The sequence below is a fragment of the Enterobacter cloacae complex sp. ESBL7 genome, from assembly GCF_041679625.1.
GTDB classification, from domain to species: Bacteria; Pseudomonadota; Gammaproteobacteria; order Enterobacterales; family Enterobacteriaceae; genus Enterobacter; species Enterobacter asburiae_B.
In genome coordinates this window covers 88,671-111,275 of sequence record NZ_JBGORN010000005.1, presented here as the reverse complement: position 1 = coordinate 111,275, position 22,605 = coordinate 88,671, and the positions used below count along the sequence as shown (strand labels likewise).

Here is a 22,605-nt window from a genome sequence, read left to right as displayed (position 1 = left end):
CATCGATTAATTTCGCTTGCGACTTTGGCAGCATTTTGTAATGTGAAGCATATCCCAGTTCAATACTGGCTTGCACAATCAGCACACACCCTCAGCAGGAAAAAAATGCTATGAAAAACGTTGGTTTTATCGGCTGGCGCGGTATGGTCGGCTCTGTACTCATGCAACGCATGGTTGAAGAGCGCGATTTCGACGCTATCCGCCCGGTCTTCTTCTCCACTTCCCAGCTCGGCCAGGCTGCTCCGTCCTTTGGTGGTACCACAGGCACGTTGCAGGATGCTTACGATCTGGAAGCGCTGAAGGCACTCGACATTATTGTGACGTGCCAGGGCGGCGATTATACCAACGAAATCTATCCAAAGCTGCGTGAAAGCGGCTGGCAGGGCTACTGGATTGACGCGGCCTCTTCGCTGCGCATGAAAGACGATGCCATCATCATTCTTGACCCGGTTAACCAGGGCGTCATCACCGACGGCCTGAACAACGGCGTGAAAACCTTTGTTGGCGGTAACTGCACCGTCAGCCTGATGCTGATGTCCCTCGGCGGCCTGTTCGCGCAGGATCTGGTGGAGTGGGTCTCCGTGGCGACCTACCAGGCCGCGTCCGGCGGCGGCGCGCGTCATATGCGCGAGCTGCTGACCCAGATGGGCCAGCTGCACCAGAGCGTCGCGACCGAGCTGGCAAACCCGGCGTCCGCGATCCTTGATATTGAACGTAAAGTGACTCAGCTGACCCGCAGCGGCGAGCTGCCGGTGGACAACTTCGGCGTACCGCTGGCCGGTGGCCTGATCCCGTGGATCGACAAACAGCTGGATAACGGCCAGACCCGCGAAGAGTGGAAGGGCCAGGCCGAGACCAACAAAATCCTCGCGACCGCGAACACCATTCCGGTTGACGGTCTGTGCGTGCGTATCGGCGCGCTGCGCTGCCACAGCCAGGCCTTCACCATTAAACTGAAAAAAGATGTGTCTATTCCGACCGTGGAAGAGCTGCTGGCCGCGCACAACCCGTGGGCGAAAGTGGTGCCAAACGATCGCGATATCACCATGCGCGAGCTGACCCCGGCTGCCGTTACCGGCACGCTGACCACGCCGGTTGGCCGTCTGCGCAAGCTGAACATGGGGCCGGAGTATCTCTCCGCGTTCACCGTCGGCGACCAGCTCCTGTGGGGCGCCGCCGAGCCGCTGCGCCGCATGCTGCGCCAGCTGGCGTAATAATTTGTTAACTACCGGGGGTGATTTTCACCCCTTTTTTTTGCGTACTACATGGAGTAACACGCGTATGTCTTATTTTTTATCAGGAGTCATCTAGAGCGTTGGCTATGCTTTAAGGAAGAGTCATTTCTTACCTGAGGTTCGAACGGAGCAGAATGGATGCACATTTTTGTGCTGTCCCGTTCAGGTCACATTAAAAGTCGTCCCGGAGCGCTTAAAAAGGACGACATAAAAAACAGGATGAATACCATGTCCGATCGTGTGGATAGAGACGTGATTAATGCGCTTATTGCGGGTCATTTTGCTGACCCCTTTTCTGTGCTTGGGATGCATCAAACTGAGGATGGCCTTGAAGTTCGGGCACTGTTACCGGATGCCACAGAAGTCTGGGTGATTGAACCCAAAACCGGCCGCAAGGTCGGTAATCTTGAATGCCTCGATTCCCGTGGCTTCTTCTCGGGCGTGATGCCCCGCCGTAAAAACCCTTTTCGCTATCAGCTCGCCGTTCTCTGGCACGGTCAGCAAAACCTGATTGACGATCCTTACAGCTTTGGCCCTCTGCTTAAAGAGATGGATGCATGGCTGCTCTCCGAAGGAACGCATCTTCGCCCTTATGAAACCCTGGGTGCCCATGCCGATACCATGGACGGCATTACCGGCACGCGGTTCTCCGTGTGGGCGCCTAACGCCCAGCGCGTCTCCGTTGTCGGCCAGTTCAACTACTGGGACGGTCGCCGCCATCCGATGCGCCTGCGCCGGGAAAGCGGCATCTGGGAGCTGTTTATCCCGGGGGCGCACCCCGGGCAGCTTTATAAATTCGAGATGATCGACGCCAACGGCAAGCTGCGCATTAAAGCCGACCCGTATGCCTTCGAAGCGCAGATGCGCCCGGATACCGCGTCGCTGATTTGCGGCCTGCCGGAGAAGGTCGTCCAGACGGAGGAGCGCAAACAGGCCAACCGCTTTGATGCGCCGATCTCCGTCTATGAGGTACACCTTGGCTCCTGGCGTCGCCATACCGATAACAACTTCTGGCTCAGCTACCGGGAGCTTGCCGACCAGCTGGTGCCCTACGCCAAATGGATGGGCTTTACCCACCTTGAGCTGCTGCCGGTCAACGAGCATCCGTTCGACGGCAGCTGGGGCTATCAGCCCACCGGGCTGTATGCGCCAACGCGCCGCTTCGGCACGCGCGATGACTTCCGCTATTTCATTGATGCCGCGCACGCCGCCGGGCTGAACGTCATCCTCGACTGGGTGCCGGGCCATTTCCCGTCGGATGATTTTGCGCTGGCAGAGTTTGACGGCACGAAGCTGTACGAGCACAGCGACCCGCGCGAAGGCTATCACCAGGACTGGAATACGCTCATCTACAACTACGGTCGCCGTGAAGTCGCAAACTATCTGGTCGGGAATGCCCTGTACTGGATCGAGCGGTTTGGCATTGATGCCCTGCGCGTCGATGCGGTGGCGTCGATGATCTACCGCGACTACAGCCGCAAAGAGGGCGAGTGGATCCCGAACGAGTTTGGCGGCCGTGAAAATCTGGAAGCGATTGAATTCCTGCGCAATACAAACCGCATTATCGGCGAACAGGTGGACGGTGCCGTGACTATGGCGGAAGAGTCGACCGACTTTGCGGGCGTCTCCCGTCCGCCGTCATCAGGCGGCCTGGGGTTCTGGTATAAGTGGAACCTGGGCTGGATGCACGACACGCTCGACTACATGAAGCTGGATCCGGTTCACCGTAAGTATCATCACGATAAGCTGACGTTCGGGATGCTCTACAACTACACCGAAAACTTCATGCTGCCGCTGTCGCACGATGAAGTGGTGCACGGCAAAAAATCCATTCTCGACCGCATGCCGGGCGACGCGTGGCAGAAGTTTGCCAACCTGCGCGCCTACTACGGCTGGATGTTTGCCTTCCCGGGCAAGAAACTGCTGTTTATGGGCAATGAGTTCGCCCAGGGACGCGAGTGGAACCACGATGCCAGCCTCGACTGGCACCTGCTGGAAGGCGGCGACAACTGGCACCACGGGGTGCAGCGTCTGGTGCGCGACCTGAACCTGACCTATCGCCACCACAAAGCGCTGCACGAGCTCGACTTCGATCCGTACGGCTTTGAGTGGCTGGTGGTGGACGACCACGAGCGCTCGGTGTTTGTCTTTGTGCGTCGTGACAAAGCGGGTAACGAGATCGTCGTCGCCAGCAACTTCACGCCGGTGCCGCGCGAACACTACCGCTTCGGCATTAACCAGCCGGGCAAATGGCGCGAGATCCTGAATACCGACTCGATGCACTATCACGGCAGCAACGCCGGTAACGGCGGGCTGGTACAGAGCGACGCCATCGAAAGCCACGGGCGACCCAACTCCCTGAGCCTGACGCTGCCGCCGCTTGGCACCATCTGGCTGATGCGGGAGGGCGAATGACGCAGCTTACGGCAGGTAAACCCGAACCGCTCGGCGCGCGTTTTGACGGAAAGGGTGTCAATTTCACCCTCTTTTCCGCTCACGCTGAGCGGGTAGAACTGTGCGTGTTTGATGGGGAAGGTAACGAACACCGTTACGATTTACCCGCGCGCACGGGGGATACCTGGCACGGCTACCTGGCCGGAGGACGGCCAGGCATGCACTATGGCTTTCGCGTACATGGTCCGTGGGATCCGGCGCAGGGGCACTGGTTTAACCCGGCGAAGCTGCTGATCGACCCGTGCGCGCACCGCGTGGACGGCGAATTTAAAGACGACCCGCTCTTCCACGTGGGCTACGGCGAGCCCGACCACCGCGACAGCGCGCCCGTCGCGCCAAAAAGCGTGGTGGTGAACGATCTTTATGACTGGGAAGACGATGCCCCGCCGCAGACGCCGTGGGGCAATACCGTCATTTATGAAGCCCACGTCAAAGGGCTGACGTACCTGCACCCGTCGATCCCCAAAGAGATGCGCGGCACCTATAAGGCGCTCGGGCATCCCACCATGATCGCCTACCTGAAACACCTCGGCATCACCGCTCTGGAACTGTTGCCCGTCGCCCATTTCGCCAGCGAACCGCGCCTGCAGCGGCTGGGGCTAAGCAACTACTGGGGCTACAACCCGCTGGCGATGTTCGCGCTTGAGCCACGCTATGCCGCCCATCCGGAAAAGGCGCGGGACGAGTTTCGCGATGCGGTGAAGGCGCTCCATACGGCGGGCATTGAGGTCATTCTGGACGTCGTGCTGAACCACAGTGCCGAAAGCGATCTCGACGGTCCGACGCTCTCCATGCGCGGAATTGATAACCGTAGCTATTATTGGATCAGGCAGGATGGCGATTATGAGAACTGGACCGGCTGCGGTAACACACTCAACCTCAGCCATCCGGCGGTCACGCATTTTGCTTATGAATGCCTGAAATACTGGGTGGAGACGTTCCACGTCGACGGTTTTCGTTTCGACCTGGCGCCCGTGATGGGGCGCACGCCGGCGTTCAGCCAGCAGGCTCCGCTGTTTGAGGCGATAAAAAACTGTCCGGTGCTCTCGCAGGTGAAGCTCATTGCCGAACCGTGGGACATCGGTGAAGGCGGTTATCAGGTCGGGAATTTCCCGCCGCTGTTTGCCGAGTGGAACGATCACTACCGCGATGCCGCGCGCCGCTTCTGGCTGGAACGAAATCTGTCGCTGGGGGAGTTCGCCGGACGCTTTGCCGCTTCAAGCGATCTCTTTAAGCGCGACGGCAAACGCCCGTCGGCCACCGTCAATCTGTTGACGGCACACGACGGTTTTACGCTCAGGGACTGCGTTTGTTTCAATCAGAAACACAATGAGGCAAACGGCGAAGAGAATCGCGATGGCACTAACAATAACCATAGCTTTAATCATGGTATAGAAGGGTTAGGCGGAAGCCTGGACGTCATCGAGCGGCGACGCGCCAGCGTTCACGCTTTGCTGACAACGCTTTTATTGTCGCAGGGCACGCCGATGCTGCTGGCAGGCGATGAACACGGCCATAGCCAGCACGGTAACAACAATGCGTATTGCCAGGACAACACGTTAACCTGGCTCGACTGGGGTGAAGCCAACAGCGGGCTGATTCATTTTACCGCTGCGCTGATCCATCTTCGCCAGCAGATCCCCGCGCTGACCGCCGACCGCTGGTGGGAAGAGGGTGACGGCAACGTTCGCTGGTTGAATCAAGACGCGCAACCCTTAAGCGCGCAAGAGTGGCAACACGGCGTACCACGCCTGCAAATCCTGCTGTCGGATAAATGGCTGGTCACGCTGAACGCGACGGATGACGTCGCAGAGATTGTTTTACCTGAAGGGGAATGGCGAGCTGTTCCCCCCTTTGCCGGAGCGGATAATCCGGTAGTAATGGCTGTCTGGCACGGGCCTGCGCACGGAGTGTGCGTATTCCAAAGATGATAAAAAAGGAGTTAGTCATGGTTAGATTAGAGAAGAACGATCCCTTAATGTTGGCGCGCCAGCTACCATTAAAAACGGTTGCCCTGATACTTGCGGGTGGACGTGGTACCCGTCTGAAAGATTTGACCATCAAGCGCGCGAAACCGGCCGTTCACTTTGGTGGTAAGTTCCGTATCATCGACTTTGCGCTCTCCAACTGCCTTAACTCGGGCATTCGCCGTATTGGCGTCATTACGCAGTATCAGTCGCACACGCTGGTTCAGCATATCCAGCGCGGCTGGTCATTCTTCAGCGAAGAGATGAACGAGTTTGTCGATCTCCTTCCCGCTCAGCAACGCGTCCACGGTGAGAACTGGTACCGCGGAACGGCGGATGCAGTGACGCAGAACCTCGACATCATTCGCCGCTATAACGCGGAATACATCGTGATCCTCGCCGGGGACCATATCTACAAGCAAGATTACTCCCACATGCTCATCGACCACGTCGAAAAAGGGGCGCGCTGCACCGTAGCGTGTCTGCCTGTGCCCGTTGCTGAAGCGACGGCGTTTGGCGTGATGCACGTGGATGCCGACGACAAAATTATCGACTTTGTTGAAAAGCCGGCGAACCCGCCAACCATGCCGGGCGATGACACCAAATCGCTCGCCAGCATGGGGATTTATGTCTTTGATGCAGATTATCTTTATGAGCTGCTTGAAGACGACGATAAAGACGAAAACTCCAGCCACGACTTCGGTAAAGACATCATTCCGAAAATTACTAAAGCTGGCATGGCGTATGCACATCCTTTCCCGCTGTCCTGCGTGCAGTCCGACCCCAATGCGGAACCTTACTGGCGCGATGTGGGAACCCTGGAAGCGTACTGGAAAGCGAACCTCGACCTGGCGTCGGTCACGCCTGAGCTGGATATGTACGACCAGAACTGGCCGATTCGTACCCATATGGAATCGCTGCCGCCGGCCAAATTCGTGCAGGACCGCTCCGGCAGCCACGGTATGACGCTGAACTCGCTGGTGTCCGGCGGGTGCATTATTTCAGGCTCTGTGGTGGTGCAGTCGGTACTGTTCCCCCGCGTGCGAATAAATTCATTCTGTAATATCGATTCGGCAGTCTTACTGCCTGATGTCTGGGTAGGGCGCTCGTGCCGTCTGCGTCGCTGCGTTATCGATCGTGCCTGCGTCATTCCAGAAGGGATGGTGATTGGTGAGAACGCGGAAGAAGACGCGCGTCGTTTCTATCGTTCGGAAGAGGGGATCGTGTTAGTCACACGGGAAATGTTGCGGAAGCTGCAGATCAAACAGGAGCGATGATGCAGGTTTTACATGTATGTTCTGAGATGTTCCCGTTGTTAAAAACGGGCGGTCTGGCAGATGTTCTGGGTGCATTACCGGCAGCGCAAATCGCCGGAGGCGTGGATACCCGAGTCCTGCTGCCCGCCTTTCCGGATATCCGGCGTGGAATTCCCGATGCAAAAGTGGTGACCCGCCGTGAGACCTTCGCCGGACGCATCACCCTGCTGTTTGGACATTACAATGGCGTAGGGATTTACCTGATCGACGCGCCACACTTATACGATCGACCGGGCAGCCCGTATCACGATACGAACCTGTTCGCCTACACCGATAACGTGCTGCGCTTTGCGCTGCTCGGCTGGGTCGGGGCAGAAATGGCGACGGGGCTGGATCCGTTCTGGCGCCCGGATGTGGTGCACGCGCACGACTGGCACGCCGGGCTTGCCCCGGCGTATCTCGCGGCGCGCGGCCACCCGGCGAAATCGGTCTTTACCGTGCATAACCTGGCGTATCAGGGGATGTACTATGCCCATCACATGAGTGAAATCGATCTGCCATTATCGTTCTATAACATGCACGGGCTGGAATTTAACGGGCAGATCTCGTTCCTGAAAGCCGGGCTGTATTACGCCGATCATATTACCGCCGTGAGCCCAACCTACGCGCGTGAGATCACCCAGCCGGAGTTTGGCTACGGCATGGAAGGGTTGCTGCAACAGCGCCACCGCGAAGGCCGCCTGTCAGGCATTCTGAACGGCGTGGATGAACAGATCTGGAGCCCGGAAACCGATCTCCTGCTGGCGGCGCGCTATGGCCGTGATTCCGTGGAAGACAAAGCGGAGAACAAACGCCAGCTGCAGATTGCAATGGGCCTGAAGGTTAACGATAAAGTGCCGCTGTTCGCGGTGGTCAGCCGCCTGACCAGCCAGAAAGGGCTGGATCTGGTGCTGGAGGCGCTGCCCGGTTTACTGGAGCAGGGCGGACAGCTGGCGCTGCTCGGCGCGGGCGACCCGGTGCTGCAGGAAGGCTTCCTTGCCGCTGCGGCGGAACATCCGGGGCAGGTGGGCGTGCAGATTGGCTATCACGAAGCGTTCTCGCACCGCATCATGGGAGGCGCGGACGTCATCCTGGTGCCGAGCCGTTTCGAACCCTGCGGCCTGACGCAGCTTTACGGCCTGAAATACGGCACGCTGCCGCTGGTGCGCCGCACGGGCGGACTGGCGGATACCGTATCCGATAGCTCTCTGGAAAACCTGGCGGACGGTATCGCCAGCGGGTTTGTCTTTGAGGACAGTAATGCCTGGTCGCTGCTTCGGGCGATTCGGCGTGCTTTCGTCTTGTGGTCCCGTCCATCGCTCTGGCGTTACGTTCAGCGTCAGGCGATGTCCATGGACTTTAGCTGGCATGTTGCGGCGCAGTCATACCGCGATCTCTATCAACGCTTGATGTAACGAGGCGAAGTTACTGATATGAACGCTCCATTTAGCTACTCTTCACCCACGCTCAGCGTTGAGGCGTTAAAGCACTCCATCGCCTACAAGCTGATGTTCACCATCGGGAAAGATCCGGTTATCGCCAACAAGCACGAGTGGCTGAACGCCACCCTGTTTGCGGTGCGTGACCGCTTAGTTGAACGCTGGCTGCGCTCAAACCGCGCCCAGCTCTCGCAGGAAACGCGTCAGGTTTACTACCTGTCGATGGAATTTTTGATTGGCCGCACGCTGTCCAACGCGCTGTTGTCGCTCGGTATTTATGACGACGTCAAAACCGCCCTGGAAGAGATGGGGTTAGATTTAGAAGAGCTGATCGACGAAGAGAACGACCCGGGCCTCGGCAACGGCGGCCTGGGGCGTCTCGCCGCCTGCTTCCTCGACTCGCTGGCAACGCTGGCGCTGCCGGGCCGCGGCTACGGTATTCGCTACGACTACGGTATGTTCAAACAGAACATCGTCGACGGACGCCAGAAAGAGTCGCCGGACTACTGGCTGGAGTACGGCAACCCGTGGGAGTTTAAGCGCCACAATACGCGCTACAAGGTGCGCTTTGGCGGACGTATCCAGCAGGAAGGCAAAAAATCCCGCTGGGTAGAAACGGAAGAGATCCTGGCCGTGGCCTACGACCAGATTATCCCCGGCTATGACACCGATGCCACCAACACGCTGCGCCTGTGGAGCGCCCAGGCCAGTAGCGAAATCAACCTCGGTAAATTCAACCAGGGGGACTACTTTGCGGCGGTGGAAGACAAAAACCACTCCGAGAACGTGTCCCGCGTGCTGTACCCGGATGACTCGACCTACTCCGGTCGCGAGCTGCGCCTGCGTCAGGAGTATTTCCTCGTCTCCTCGACGATTCAGGATATCCTCAGCCGCCACCATCAGCTGCACAAAACCTACGCCAACCTGGCGGAGAAAACCGCGATCCACCTTAACGACACCCACCCGGTGCTTTCCATACCGGAGCTGATGCGTCTGCTGATCGACGAGCATAAGTTCAGCTGGGATGACGCGTTTGAAGTGACCTGTCAGGTATTCTCCTACACCAACCACACGCTGATGAGCGAAGCGCTGGAAACGTGGCCGGTAGACATGCTCGGCAAAATCCTGCCGCGCCATCTGCAGATTATCTTTGAGATTAACGACTACTTCCTCAAGACCCTGCAGGAGCAATACCCGAACGATACCGGGCTGCTGAGCCGCGCTTCCATCATTGATGAATCGAACGGGCGCCGCGTGCGCATGGCCTGGCTGGCGGTCGTCATCAGCCACAAGGTCAACGGCGTGTCCGAGCTCCACTCGAACCTGATGGTGCAGTCGCTTTTTGCGGACTTCGCGAAAATCTTCCCGACGCGGTTCTGCAACGTGACCAACGGCGTCACGCCGCGCCGCTGGCTGGCGCTGGCCAACCAGCCGCTCTCTGAGGTGCTGGACGAGAATATCGGCCGTACCTGGCGTACCGACTTGAGCCAGCTGAGCGAGCTGGAACAGCATATTGATTTCCCGACGGTGAACAAAGCCGTGCGCGAAGCCAAGCTGCTGAACAAAAAGCGTCTGGCGGTCTGGCTGGCGATGCACCTCAACGTGGTGGCAAACCCGAAAGCGCTGTTTGACGTTCAGATCAAACGCATCCACGAATACAAGCGTCAGCTGATGAACGTGCTGCACGTGATCACCCATTACAACCGCATCAAGGCCGATCCAACGGCCGAATGGGTGCCGCGCGTGAAGATCTTCGCCGGTAAGGCGGCTTCCGCCTACTACATGGCGAAGCACATCATTCATCTCATCAACGACGTGGCGAAGGTGGTCAACCAGGATCCGGACATTGGCGACAAGCTGAAAGTGGTGTTCATTCCGAACTACAGCGTGAGCCTGGCGCAGATGATCATCCCGGCGGCGGATCTCTCTGAGCAGATTTCCACGGCGGGTACGGAAGCCTCCGGCACCAGTAACATGAAGTTTGCCCTTAACGGCGCGCTGACCATTGGTACGCTGGACGGGGCGAACGTCGAGATGCTGGAGCACGTGGGCGAAGAAAATATCTTTATCTTCGGTAATACGACGGAAGAGGTGGAGGCGCTGCGCAGGAAAGGCTACTCGCCGCGTCAATATTACGAAGAGGATGAAGAGTTACGTCAGGTGCTGACGCAGATCGCGACCGGCGTGTTTAGCCCGGATGAACCGAGCCGCTACCGCGATCTGGTGGATTCGCTGATTAACTTTGGCGATCACTACCAGGTGCTGGCGGACTATCGCAGCTACGTGGACTGTCAGGATAAGGTTGACGAGCTGTACCGTCAGCAGGAGAAGTGGACCAGCGCCGCGATGTATAACATCGCCAATATGGGCTATTTCTCGTCCGACAGGACCATCAAGGAGTATGCCGAGACGATCTGGCATATTGATCCGGTGAGGTTGTAAAAACAACCCCTCACCCCAGCCCTCTCCCCGAAGGGGAGAGGGTGTTAAAGTACCCTCTCCCCTTCGGGGAGAGGGTTAGGGTGAGGGGGCATCAGCCCGCACCGATCGTATTACGACGCCAGCGACAGCTCACGCTTCCCCGCATTTTGCTGTAACCATTGCGCCACGCGAGACTGCTGCTCGGCGTTGAGCCACATCCCTTCTTTGGTACGACGCCAGATAGCATCATCCAGACGACGAACCCACTCATGCTCAACCAGGTAACGCAGCTCGGCTTCGTACAGCTCGTGGCCGAAATGTTCGCCCAGATCCGCAATGTCCTTCGCATCGCCCAGGAACAGCTCGGTATTGCTGCCGTAGGTGCGGGCATAGTGGCGCGCCATCCCTTCGGTGATGAACGGGAAGCGACGGCGCAGCTTCGCGGCGTAATCATCGCGATTGTCGCCGATATCACCGCCGGGTAGTACCGCGCCTTTGGTCCATGCCGGACCAATGCCTTTGTAGTACGGCGCCAGTTTTTCCAGCGCGTGCTCGGCCAGCTTGCGGTAGGTGGTCAGCTTGCCGCCAAACACGGAAAGCAGCGGTGCCTGACCGTCAACGTCGTGAATATCGAGCGTATAGTCGCGGGTAATCGCCTGCGGTGAGTCAGACTCGTCATCGCACAGCGGACGCACGCCGGAGTAGGTCCAGACCACGTCATCGCGTGACAGCTGCTTCCTGAAGTGCGCGTTATACACTTTGAGCAGGTAGTTCACTTCGCTCTCGTCGATCTCGACGTTCTTCGGATCGCCTTTGTACTCCACGTCGGTGGTGCCGATGATCGAGAATTCGTCCATCCACGGGATCACAAACACGATGCGCTTGTCTTCGTTCTGCAGAATGTAGGCCTGCTTCTGCGTATGCGCGCGCGGCACCACAATGTGGCTGCCCTTGATCAGGCGAATGCCGTACGGCGAAGGCAGATGCATGCCGTCGTCGAAGAACTGCTTCACCCACGGGCCGGTAGCGTTCACCAGGCCGCGCGCTTTCCAGCTGAATTTCTCGCCGGTATCGATGTCTTCCGCTTCCACAATCCACAGGCCGTTTTCACGACGGGCAGCGGTCGCGCGGGTACGGGTTTTCACCTCGCCGCCTTTCTTCTCGACCATCTGGGCATTCGCCAGTACCAGACGCGCGTCGTCCACCCAGCAGTCGGAATATTCGAAACCGCGCACGATTTCAGGCTTAAGGACCGATTCTGAGCCAAAACGCAAACCTGTCGAACCCGGGAGGCTGGTGCGTTTACCCAGATGATCGTACATAAACAGACCGATTCGAATCATCCACGCCGGACGCAGATGCGGGCGATGGGGCAGGCGGAAGCGCATCGGAATCGCCAGATGCGGTGCCATTTTCAGCAGCACTTCACGTTCGGCCAGTGCTTCACTGACCAGGCGGAATTCGTAGTGTTCCAGGTAGCGCAGGCCACCGTGAATCAGTTTGGAGCTGGCGGACGACGTCGCGCAGGCGAGGTCGTTAGCTTCCAGCATCAGTACGGATAAACCGCGTCCTGCGGCATCGACCGCAATACCGGCACCGTTGATGCCACCGCCTATCACAATCAGATCTTTGGTTTCCATAACACCCTCATGCACTTTCGTTAAAGCTCAGAAATGTTCGATATCGCTCATAATAGCAAAGGAACGCGCTTTTGGTAACATCAAAAAAACAATTTAGAGTGATATGGATAACATAATGGCGTTTACCCGCCGCCAGGACGTACACTACGGGGTAAAATAGTGCGGTCTGATGCTCTCTCCCCTCACCCTAACCCTCTCCCCTGAGGGGCGAGGGGATGGTTTGCTCCCTCTCCCTTTTAGGGAGAGGGCAGGGGTGAGGGTCAGCAGGCGGCATAAAACCTGAATAAGCGAAAGAGAACACCATGGATCAGTTTGAATGTATTAACGTAGAAGAAGCCCACCAGAAGATGCACCAGGGAAAAGCGGTGCTGGTGGACATCCGCGATCCGCAGAGTTTTGCGATGGGCCACACGCCGGGCGCGTTTCATCTCACTAACGACACGCTGGGCGCGTTTATGCGCGATAACGACTTCGAGACGCCGGTGATGGTCATGTGCTACCACGGCAACAGCAGCAAAGGTGCGGCGCAGTATCTGCTTCAGCAGGGCTACGACGCGGTGTACAGCGTCGACGGCGGCTTCGATGCCTGGCATCGTCATTTCCCGGCAGAAGTGGAATACGCTTTTGAGCGCTGATCCCGCTATACTGTCCCCTTTTGTGTGGAAATAAGCGACCGCTGCCCATGTTGATGATCACTTCTTTTACCAACCCGCGCGTCGCCCAGGCGTTTGTCGACTATATGGCGACGCAGGGCGTTATTCTGACCATTCAGCAACATACGCAGACCGACGTCTGGCTGGCCGACGAGAGCCAGGCCGCGCGCGTAAACGAAGAGCTGGCGCGTTTTCTTGAGAACCCCGGCGACCCGCGCTATCTGGCGGCCAGCTGGCAGTCCGGGCAGACCGACAGCGGACTGCACTACAGCCGTTTTCCCTTCCTCGCCACCATCCGCGAGCGCGCCGGCCCGTTTACGCTGCTGCTGATGGCGGCCTGCATTATCGTTTTCATCATTATGAACGTGGTGGGCGACCAGAGCGTGATGATTGCCCTGGCCTGGCCCTATGACCCGTCTCTTGAGTTTGACGTCTGGCGCTACTTTAGCCACGCGCTGATGCACTTCTCGGTGATGCATATTCTCTTTAACCTGCTCTGGTGGTGGTATCTCGGCGGCGCTGTTGAAAAGCGTCTGGGCAGCGGCAAGCTGATCGTTATCACCCTTATCAGCGCCCTGCTGAGCGGCTATGTGCAGCACAAGTTCAGCGGGCCGTGGTTCGGCGGGCTGTCGGGCGTCGTGTATGCCCTGATGGGCTATGTCTGGCTTCGCGGGGAGCGCGATCCGGAAAGCGGCATCTATCTGCAACGCGGATTAATAACCTTTGCGTTAATATGGCTTATTGCCGGATGGTTTGATCTGTTTGGTATGTCTATCGCCAACGGTGCACACGTCGCCGGGCTGGCCGTGGGGTTAGCGATGGCCTTTGCCGACACGCTCCATGCGCGAAAACGAACATAATTCTCAGGGATAATTGATGAAACAAACACAACGTCATGACGCTATTATCGAACTGGTAAAAAAACAGGGATACGTCAGCACCGAAGAGCTGGTGGAGCAGTTTGCCGTCAGCCCGCAAACCATCCGTCGTGACCTGAACGACCTGGCCGATCAGAACCGCATTCTTCGCCACCACGGCGGCGCGGCGCTGCCGTCCAGTTCGGTCAATACCTCCTGGCATGACCGTAAAGCCACGCAGACGGCAGAGAAAGAGCGCATTGCCCGCAAGGTCGCCAGCCAGATCCCGAACGGGGCGACGCTGTTTATTGATATCGGCACCACGCCGGAAGCGGTCGCCCATGCGCTGCTGGATCACGAGAACCTGCGCGTGGTCACGAACAACCTGAACGTGGCCAATACCCTGATGCAGAAAGATGACTTCCGCATCATCCTCGCGGGCGGCGAACTGCGCAGCCGCGACGGCGGGATCATCGGCGAAGCGACCCTCGATTTTATCTCTCAGTTCCGCCTCGACTTCGGCATTCTCGGGATCAGCGGCATCGACAGCGACGGCTCGCTGCTGGAATTTGATTATCACGAGGTGCGCACCAAGCGTGCGATTATTGAAAACTCACGCCACGTGATGCTGGTGGTGGACCATTCGAAGTTTGGCCGAAATGCGATGGTAAACATGGGCAGCATCAGCATGGTGGATGCGGTCTACACCGACGTGATGCCGCCGGCGGGCGTGATGCAGGTGATTAAGGATAATAATTTGCAGTTAGAGTTGTGTTGAAAAGCCGTTCTCCCTCTCCCTGTGGGAGAGGGCCGGGGTGAGGGCATCAGACCGCAGAGGTCCTAAACGCCATACCCCATCATCTTCAACAGCTGCTGCGCATGCTGCACCGCATCCTGACGATGCGCCACGCCCAGCTTCTGATACAGATTGCGGATATGCGTTTTGATGGTGGTCGCCGCCACCGCAAGCTCACCGGCAATCTGCTCGTTGCTGTAGCCTGAATAGATCAGACCCAGAACCTGCCATTCGCGCTGGGTGAGCGGACTGGTGCGGATAAGTTCCGGCACTTCCGGGTGGTTCAGCAGACGCTCAACGAAGTTCTCATCAAAATGCGCGAACTTGTGCCGATGATGCTGGTTTATCTCGCGCAGAATGCGCTGGGCGCGATGCTGGTCCAGCTCCGGCAGCGTGTTGAGCTGAATAAGCTGACGCAGCTGCTGCGCCATCACTTCACCTTCAATTACAAAGTGGCTGATAAAACCGGTGCGGTTAGCCAGCTGCAGCGCTTCCAGCAGCACGCGCTGGGCATCGTTTTTACGACCCGCCTGCCAGTAAAGCTGGTTCAGCAGCAGCAGGTTGCGGTTCAGGTCGCTCATCAGACGCAGGCTGCGCGCGTTCTCGTTCAGCTCTTCCAGCACAATCTCTGCGGGCTCTACTTCGCCGAGCAGGATCTGCGCGCGGGCAATGTTGCGCCACTGGCTCTGCAGGAAGTGGTTGTTCGCAAATTCCGGTTTAGGCGTCTGACGCAGCCAGTTGGCGGCGGATTTTTTATCGCCGGTCATCTGCCAGTAAATCACCCGGACCTTATCGGCGTTTGAGACCCAGTCGCTGTGATACTGACCGTTGCCGAGCAGGTTCTCCAGGCGGTTCAGATGGTTGCGGGCGTTATCGAGATCGCCGCGCGCCAGCGAGCACTGCACCAGCAGCGCCAGACACTGCAGCTGCTGCTGAGGCTGGAAGCTGGAAAGGACATCCACACCCTGGCGGGCGCAGCTTTCTGCTTCATCCAGACGCGACCATGCCCACAGCAGCTGAGCGCGAATACGCAACAGGAACTCGTGCATCGGCAGCTGTTCCAGATGCTGTTCACGAATCAGCTGGAACGCTTTTTCCTGGTTTTCCCAGGCGGCCTGCAGGAACCCCTGCGCGAATAAAATCTCGCTCTGTTGGATCAGGCTCCACAGCGCGTAATGCCAGACATCATGTCGACGCGCCATCTGTTCGGTTTGCTGCATCAGTGAAAGCGAACGGGTGAGGTCGCCTTTGCAGTGCAGCACTTCACCGTGCACCGAGGTCGCCACGATGCGGCTGTAGAAGTTGGCCAGCGGCAGTTCATCCAGCGCGACCATCGCCAGCCGTTCAGCTTCGTCCGGGTCGCCGTCGTTAATGGCCACCTGAGCGCGCAGCGCGTTGAACTCGCCGTGCAGGGTGGTATCCATTTCGCTTTCCATCTCCTGCTCTGCACGCGCCAGCAGGGTGTTCACTTCGCTGTAGCGGTGCTGGCTCTGCATCAGCCAGGCCTGCAGCAGCACCAGACGCGGGTTCTCCAGCAGGCTTTCCCACGGCAGGGCTTTGAGAGACTCTTCCAGCAGCGTTAGTTCGCTGTGGTTAAACAGGCCCCACGCATGATTGAGGAGGATATCGCGCAGCATGCTGGCATCACCGGCGGCCAGCGCGTGGTGGATGGCCTCACTCGGGAAGCCTTGCGCCATCCAGCTTTCGGCAGCGGCGCGGTGGATCTCTGGCAGTTCAACCGCCAGTTCCCACTGACAGCGCTGGCGCAGGAAGCTGCCAAACAGCGGGTGATAGCTAAACCACTCGCCGGGATCGTCCATGCGCGTCAGGAAAAGGCCCTGACGTTCAATCTCTTCGAGCTGCAGCTGACCGTTTTCACAGCCCGTTACGCGCACGATAAGCGCATCGTTCATGGAACGCAGCAGCGAGCTTTTCAGCAGGAAATTACGCGTCGAGGGATCGACGCTGTCCAGCACCTCATCCACCAGATAGTCGGAAAGGTGACTGGCGTTGATGCCCGCCAGACGCCGCGCAGACTGATGCGCCGGACTGTTGTTTTGTCGGGCAGAGAGCGCGATGAGCTGCAGCGCCGTGGCCCAGCCGGCAACGTCATCACACAGACGGCTGCTCTCGGCGGCCTCAATCGGTGATGTCAGGCGGCAGTCAAAGAACTGTTTCGCTTCCTGGTGGGTAAAGGCCAGCTGCTGGCTGCCCACTTCCAGAAGCTGATCGCGCACGCGCAGGTTGGCAATACCCAGCTGCGGCAGGTTGCGTGACAGCACCACTAAAGTCAGGTTTTCCGGCTGATGGCGCAGGAAGAAACGCATAGATTCATGAATCACCGGATTCGTGATGAGATGGTAATCATCAATCACCACGTAAAGCGGGCGATGCCATTCGGCCAGTTCGATAAACAGCTGTGAGAAAAGGGAGGACAGGCTGGCGTACTGGCGCTTTTGCACCATCACCTCACTGGCGACGCAGTGTCCATGGGTGGCTTGCTGTATGGCGGCAATCAGATAGCTGGCAAAACGCTCCTGCTGGTTATCGCCCTCGTCGAGGGAGTACCAGCCAAGATCGCTTTTACCCGCGGCCCATTGCGAAATGAGCGTTGTTTTTCCATAGCCTGCAGGGCTCGTAACCAGCGCCAGTCGGAAATTATGCGCGCCGGAAAGTTTAGCCAACAGACGCTCGCGGACCACTGTATGGTCAAGACGAACCGGGCGACTTAATTTAGACGGAATCAACATAGGTTTCACTTCACTGTGGGGAACGAGAGATTTTATTTTTTTTGCGCTTCGTAATTAATACGATATAAGGTCGAACAGAAAGAGAACTATTGCAAGTTATGTCTGGGTTTTGTGGTTCTGAATTTGCACTCTGTCACAAAACATTCAGGCAAATGTTGGAACTTTCTCGAAAGGGCCGTAACGCCGCGTCACTGCTGGTTTGTCTGTATACATTGCCGCTGCGCTGAAACTGGTTTCAGAAAGGTATAGTGACGTCAAATTTAATAAAGTGCGGGTAAAGTTGAGTGAGAGTAATAGTCTTTTGAGATCTGTCCCGATGGCTAAATTATTATTCTACGTAAGTAATCATTTCAGAACGGATTAATTTCACCCGAAACTGCATTTCATTTCTTTGACATTCTCCCCGGTTACTTTTTTATCTTCCGGGCACACTCGAACTATGCTCTGAGAGTGGCCTCGATCACACTTTTATGCTCATCCCCGCTACTCCTCCCTGTCTAATCCCCCACAGGAGGAGGAAGAGGGGAAATGAGCCAGGCACACTAGCGCCAACTTGTGTTTTCTTTCTAAAGGATGCCGATCCCCTATGTCACAGCCTACCTTCAACAAAGCTCAATTCCAGGCTGCCCTGACGCGTCAGTGGCAGCGTTTTGGCCTTCATGCTGCAAACGAGATGACGCCTCACCAGTGGTGGCAGGCCGTGAGCGGTGCGCTCGCAGAACAGCTGGATGCTCAGCCTTTGGCAAAGCCGGTGAAGAACCAGCGCCATGTAAACTACATTTCAATGGAATTCCTGATTGGCCGTCTGACGGGCAACAACCTGTTGAACCTTGGCTGGTATCAGGAGGTCGGTGACGTCCTCAAAGAACACGACATTAACCTGACCGACCTGCTGGAAGAAGAGATTGACCCGGCGCTGGGCAACGGCGGCCTGGGACGCCTGGCGGCCTGCTTCCTGGACTCCATGGCGACCGTCGGCCAGTCCGCGATTGGCTATGGTCTGAACTATCAGTATGGCCTGTTCCGTCAGTCGTTTGCCGATGGCCATCAGATGGAAGCGCCGGACGACTGGCATCGCAATACCTATCCGTGGTTCCGCCACAACGCGCAGCTGGATGTGCAGGTCGGTATTGGCGGGAAAGTGACAAAGCAGGGGCTCTGGGAACCGGCGTTCACCATTACCGGTGAAGCCTGGGATCTGCCGGTGCTCGGCTACCGTAACGGCGTGGCGCAGCCGCTGCGTCTGTGGCAGGCGAAGCACGCGCATCCGTTTAACCTGACCAAATTCAACGACGGCGATTTCCTGCGCGCCGAGCAGCAGGGCATCGACGCCGAGAAGCTGACCAAAGTCCTCTACCCGAACGACAACCACCTGGCCGGTAAAAAGCTGCGCCTGATGCAGCAGTACTTCCAGTGCGCCTGCTCCGTGGCGGACATTCTGCGTCGCCATCATCTGGCGGGCCGCAAGCTGGCGCAGCTGCCGGACTTCGAAGTGATTCAGCTCAACGACACGCACCCGACGATTGCGATCCCGGAACTGCTGCGCGTGCTGATCGACGAGCATCAGCTGAGCTGGGATGACGCCTGGGCCATCACCAGCCGTACCTTTGCCTACACCAACCACACCCTGATGCCAGAAGCGCTCGAGTGCTGGGATGAGAAGCTGGTGAAAACGCTGCTGCCGCGCCACATGCAGATCATCAACAAGATTAACGACCAGTTTAAAACCCTGGTGGATAAAACCTGGCCAGGCAACAAAGCGGTCTGGGCGAAGCTGGCGGTTGTGCATGACAAACAGGTGCGCATGGCGAACATGTGCGTGGTCAGCGGCTTTGCGGTGAACGGCGTGGCGGCGCTCCACTCGGATCTGGTGGTCAAAGATCTCTTCCCGGAATATCACCAGCTGTGGCCGACCAAATTCCACAACGTGACCAACGGCATCACGCCGCGTCGCTGGATCAAGCAGTGCAACCCGCTGCTGGCCGGTCTGCTGGATAAGACCCTGAAGAAAGAGTGGGCCAACGATCTGGACCAGCTCATCAACCTGGAAAAACAGGCTGACGACGCGAAATTCCGCGAGCAGTACCGCGCGATCAAGCTGGAGAACAAGGTTCGCCTGGCGGAGTTTGTGAAAGTGCGTACCGGGATTGAGATCAACCCGAATGCCATTTTCGACATTCAGATCAAACGTCTGCACGAGTACAAACGCCAGCACCTGAACCTGCTGCACATTCTGGCGCTGTACAAAGAGATCCGCGAGAACCCGCAGGCCGACCGCGTGCCGCGCGTGTTCCTGTTCGGTGCGAAAGCGGCGCCGGGCTACTACCTGGCGAAAAACATTATCCTCGCCATCAATAAAGTGGCGGCGGCGATCAACAGCGATCCGAAAGTGGGCGACAAGCTGAAGGTGGTGTTCCTGCCGGACTACTGCGTCTCGGCGGCTGAAATGCTGATCCCGGCGGCGGATATCTCCGAGCAGATCTCGACGGCAGGGAAAGAAGCGTCCGGTACCGGCAACATGAAGCTGGCGCTGAACGGCGCGCTGACCGTCGGTACGCTCGACGGGGCAAACGTCGAAATCGCCGAGAAGGTGGGTGAAGAGAACATCTTTATCTTCGGCCATACCGTGGAAGAGGTGAAAGCCATCAAGGCCAAAGGCTATGATCCGGTGAAATGGCGTAAGAAAGACAAAGTGCTCGACGCGGTGCTGAAGGAGCTGGAAAGCGGTAAATACAGCGACGGCGACAAGCACGCGTTTGACCAGATGCTGCACAGCATGGACAAACACGGCGGTGACCCGTATCTGGTGATGGCGGACTTCACGGCCTACGTTGAAGCGCAAAAGCAGGTCGACGTGCTGTATCGTGACCAGGAGGCGTGGACCCGCGCGTGCATTCTGAACACTGCCCGCTGCGGTATGTTCAGCTCTGACCGTTCAATCCGTGATTATCAGGCCCGTATCTGGCAGGAAAAACGCTAAGGAAGCGCGATGGAGAGTAAACGTCTGGACAGCGCCGCGCAGGCGGCGGGGATCAGCCTCAGTTACATTAATGCGCACGGCAAACCGCAGTCTATTGGCGCCGACACCAAAAGACGTTTGCTGGATGCCATGCACAAGGCCGACGCGAAAGCGTCGGTTGCGCCGGTGCCGAACGTGAAGGTATTCACCGCAGGCAAAAAGATGCCGCTGGCGGTGGAGGGGCGCGGCGAGTTTAGCTGGCTGCTTACCACCGAAGAGGGGCATCAGCACAAAGGCCACGCCACCGGCGGCAAAACGTTAAACCTTCCGGCGAAGCTGCCGGAGGGGTATCACACTCTAACGCTTACCCAGGATGACCTGCGTTTCCACTGCCGGGTGATCGTCGCGCCAAAACGCTGCTACGAGCCGCAGGCGTTGCTCGAAGGTAAAAAACTGTGGGGCGCCTGCGTGCAGCTCTATACGCTGCGATCCGACAGCAACTGGGGCATCGGTGATTTTGGCGATCTGAAAAAGATGCTGGCGGATGTGGGCGAGCGCGGCGGCGCGTTTATCGGGCTTAACCCGATCCACGCGCTCTATCCGGCCAACCCGGAGAGCGCCAGCCCGTACAGCCCGTCGTCCCGTCGCTGGCTGAACGTGATTTATATCGACGTTAACGCGTTAGATGACTTCAAAAACAGCAAAGAGGCGCAGGCGTGGTGGAAACTCAGCACCACGCAGCAGGCCCTGAAGCAGGCGCGCGACGCGGACTGGGTGGACTATTCCACCGTCACGGCGCTGAAAATGGCCGCGCTGCGTCTGGCGTGGAAAGGCTTTTCGCAGCGCGATGACGAGCAGATGGCCGCGTTCCGCCAGTTTGTGACGCAGGAGGGCGAGAGCCTGTACTGGCAGGCGGCGTTTGATGCGCTGCACGCATATCAGGTGAAGGAGGACGAAATGCGCTGGGGCTGGCCGGTCTGGCCGGAAGCGTATCAGTCTGTCGACACGCCTGAAGTAAAAGCGTTCTGTAAAAAATATGCCGATGAAGTGGACTTCTACCTGTGGCTGCAGTGGCTGGCGTACAGCCAGTTTGCCGCCTGCTGGCAGGTGAGCCAGGGCTATAAGATGCCGATCGGCCTGTATCGCGATCTGGCCGTCGGCGTGGCAGAGGGCGGCGCGGAAACCTGGTGCGACCGTGAGCTTTACTGTCTGAAAGCCTCCGTCGGCGCGCCGCCGGATATTCTTGGGCCTCTCGGTCAGAACTGGGGGTTGCCGCCGATGGATCCGCACGTCATGGCGGCGCGCGCCTACGAGCCGTTTATCGACCTGCTGCGCGCTAACATGCAGAACTGCGGCGCGCTGCGTATCGACCACGTGATGTCCGTGCTGCGTCTGTGGTGGATCCCGTACGGTGAAACGGCCGATCACGGGGCGTACGTGCAGTATCCGGTTGACGATCTGCTGTCGATCCTGGCCCTGGAAAGTAAACGCCATCAGTGCATGGTGATCGGTGAAGATCTCGGTACCGTGCCGGTGGAAATTGTCAGCAAGCTCCGCGACAGCGGCGTCTACTCCTATAAAGTGCTCTATTTTGAAAACGACCATGAGAAAACCTTCCGCGCGCCGAAAGCGTACCCTGAACAGTCAATGGCAGTCGCGACGACGCATGACCTTCCTACGCTTCGTGGCTATTGGGAAAGCGGCGATCTGACGCTCGGTAAAACGCTGGGGCTGTACCCTGATGAAGAGGTTTTGCGCGGCCTGTATCAGGATCGCGAGCTCTCCAAACAGGGGCTGCTGGATGCGCTGCACAAGCAGGGCTGTCTGCCGAAACGTGCCGGACATAAGGCGTCATTGATGTCGATGACCGCTACCCTCAATCGCGGCTTGCAGCGCTATATTGCCGACAGCAACAGCGCCCTGCTGGGCCTGCAGCCGGAAGACTGGATTGATATGGCGGAGCCGGTGAACATTCCGGGGACCAGCTATCAGTACAAGAACTGGCGTCGCAAGCTGTCCACATCGCTTGAGAAGATGTTTGCCGATGACGGGGTGAACAAGCTGATTAAGGATTTGGACAAACGCAGAAGGGCGGTGGGCAAGAAGCGGTAGTTTCACCCTAACCCTCTCCCGGAGGGA

General features: G+C 57.9%; 13 protein-coding genes. 11 read left to right on the top strand and 2 right to left on the bottom strand.

From position 1 onward, the window contains the following. The first annotated feature begins 110 nt into the window (after window positions 1–110). The 6 genes from asd (at window position 111) to glgP (ending at window position 10,832) form a co-directional block, all read left to right on the top strand. Entirely contained in the window at window positions 111–1,214 is a 1,104-nt protein-coding gene (gene asd / locus ACERY3_RS17805; RefSeq protein WP_033146834.1) for an aspartate-semialdehyde dehydrogenase, read from the top strand. A gap of 249 nt (window positions 1,215–1,463) precedes the next feature. Next, window positions 1,464–3,650, top strand: coding sequence for a 1,4-alpha-glucan branching enzyme (gene glgB, locus ACERY3_RS17800; RefSeq protein ID WP_047059922.1), 2,187 nt, complete (start codon window positions 1,464–1,466; stop codon window positions 3,648–3,650). Beyond that, on the top strand, window positions 3,647–5,620 hold the full coding sequence (gene glgX, locus ACERY3_RS17795) for a glycogen debranching protein GlgX (RefSeq protein WP_047059850.1): 1,974 nt from the start codon (window positions 3,647–3,649) through the stop codon (window positions 5,618–5,620). Before glgB ends, glgX begins: the two co-directional genes overlap by 4 nt. A 17-nt stretch (window positions 5,621–5,637) precedes the next feature. Continuing rightward, complete coding sequence (gene glgC / locus ACERY3_RS17790; protein ID WP_023337914.1) at window positions 5,638–6,933, top strand: glucose-1-phosphate adenylyltransferase; 1,296 nt, start codon at window positions 5,638–5,640, stop codon at window positions 6,931–6,933. After that, a complete protein-coding gene (gene glgA / locus ACERY3_RS17785; protein WP_023309509.1) occupies window positions 6,933–8,366 on the top strand; it encodes a glycogen synthase GlgA in 1,434 nt (477 codons plus the stop codon). Before glgC ends, glgA begins: the two co-directional genes overlap by 1 nt. Window positions 8,367–8,384: 18 nt before the next feature. After that, the gene (glgP, locus tag ACERY3_RS17780) at window positions 8,385–10,832 is read left to right on the top strand and encodes a glycogen phosphorylase (RefSeq protein ID WP_029740650.1); all 2,448 of its coding nucleotides are present in this window, start codon (window positions 8,385–8,387) and stop codon (window positions 10,830–10,832) included. 110 nt (window positions 10,833–10,942) lie between these two features. On the opposite strand, the gene glpD is transcribed toward glgP, so the two are convergent. Continuing rightward, window positions 10,943–12,451, bottom strand: a complete 1,509-nt coding sequence (gene glpD, locus ACERY3_RS17775) for a glycerol-3-phosphate dehydrogenase (RefSeq protein WP_058841994.1) — start codon at window positions 12,449–12,451, stop codon at window positions 10,943–10,945. A gap of 302 nt (window positions 12,452–12,753) precedes the next feature. On the opposite strand from glpD, the gene glpE reads away from it, so the two are divergent. From glpE to ACERY3_RS17760, 3 genes are read left to right on the top strand one after another with little or no spacing between them, the layout of a single operon-like run. Next, on the top strand, window positions 12,754–13,086 hold the full coding sequence (glpE, locus tag ACERY3_RS17770; protein ID WP_006177908.1) for a thiosulfate sulfurtransferase GlpE: 333 nt from the start codon (window positions 12,754–12,756) through the stop codon (window positions 13,084–13,086). A 47-nt stretch (window positions 13,087–13,133) separates the two neighbouring features. Next, window positions 13,134–13,964 carry a rhomboid family intramembrane serine protease GlpG gene (gene glpG / locus ACERY3_RS17765; protein WP_045888427.1) on the top strand — a complete coding sequence of 277 codons (831 nt, stop codon included), beginning with the start codon at window positions 13,134–13,136 and terminating at the stop codon, window positions 13,962–13,964. Window positions 13,965–13,980: 16 nt separating this feature from the next. Next, the gene (locus tag ACERY3_RS17760; protein ID WP_008503060.1) at window positions 13,981–14,739 is read left to right on the top strand and encodes a DeoR/GlpR family transcriptional regulator; all 759 of its coding nucleotides are present in this window, start codon (window positions 13,981–13,983) and stop codon (window positions 14,737–14,739) included. A gap of 62 nt (window positions 14,740–14,801) precedes the next feature. Here ACERY3_RS17760 and malT read toward each other — a convergent pair whose 3' ends face one another. After that, window positions 14,802–17,507 (bottom strand): HTH-type transcriptional regulator MalT, encoded by a 2,706-nt coding sequence (gene malT, locus ACERY3_RS17755; RefSeq protein ID WP_048981440.1) that lies wholly within the window; start codon window positions 17,505–17,507, stop codon window positions 14,802–14,804. Between the two features lie 586 nt (window positions 17,508–18,093). On the opposite strand from malT, the gene malP reads away from it, so the two are divergent. Next, window positions 18,094–20,487: a maltodextrin phosphorylase gene (gene malP / locus ACERY3_RS17750; RefSeq protein ID WP_373226175.1), complete on the top strand. Its 2,394-nt coding sequence runs from the start codon at window positions 18,094–18,096 to the stop codon at window positions 20,485–20,487. A gap of 9 nt (window positions 20,488–20,496) precedes the next feature. Continuing rightward, window positions 20,497–22,578 (top strand): 4-alpha-glucanotransferase, encoded by a 2,082-nt coding sequence (malQ, locus tag ACERY3_RS17745; RefSeq protein ID WP_319876855.1) that lies wholly within the window; start codon window positions 20,497–20,499, stop codon window positions 22,576–22,578. The last annotated feature ends 27 nt before the right edge of the window (window positions 22,579–22,605 follow it).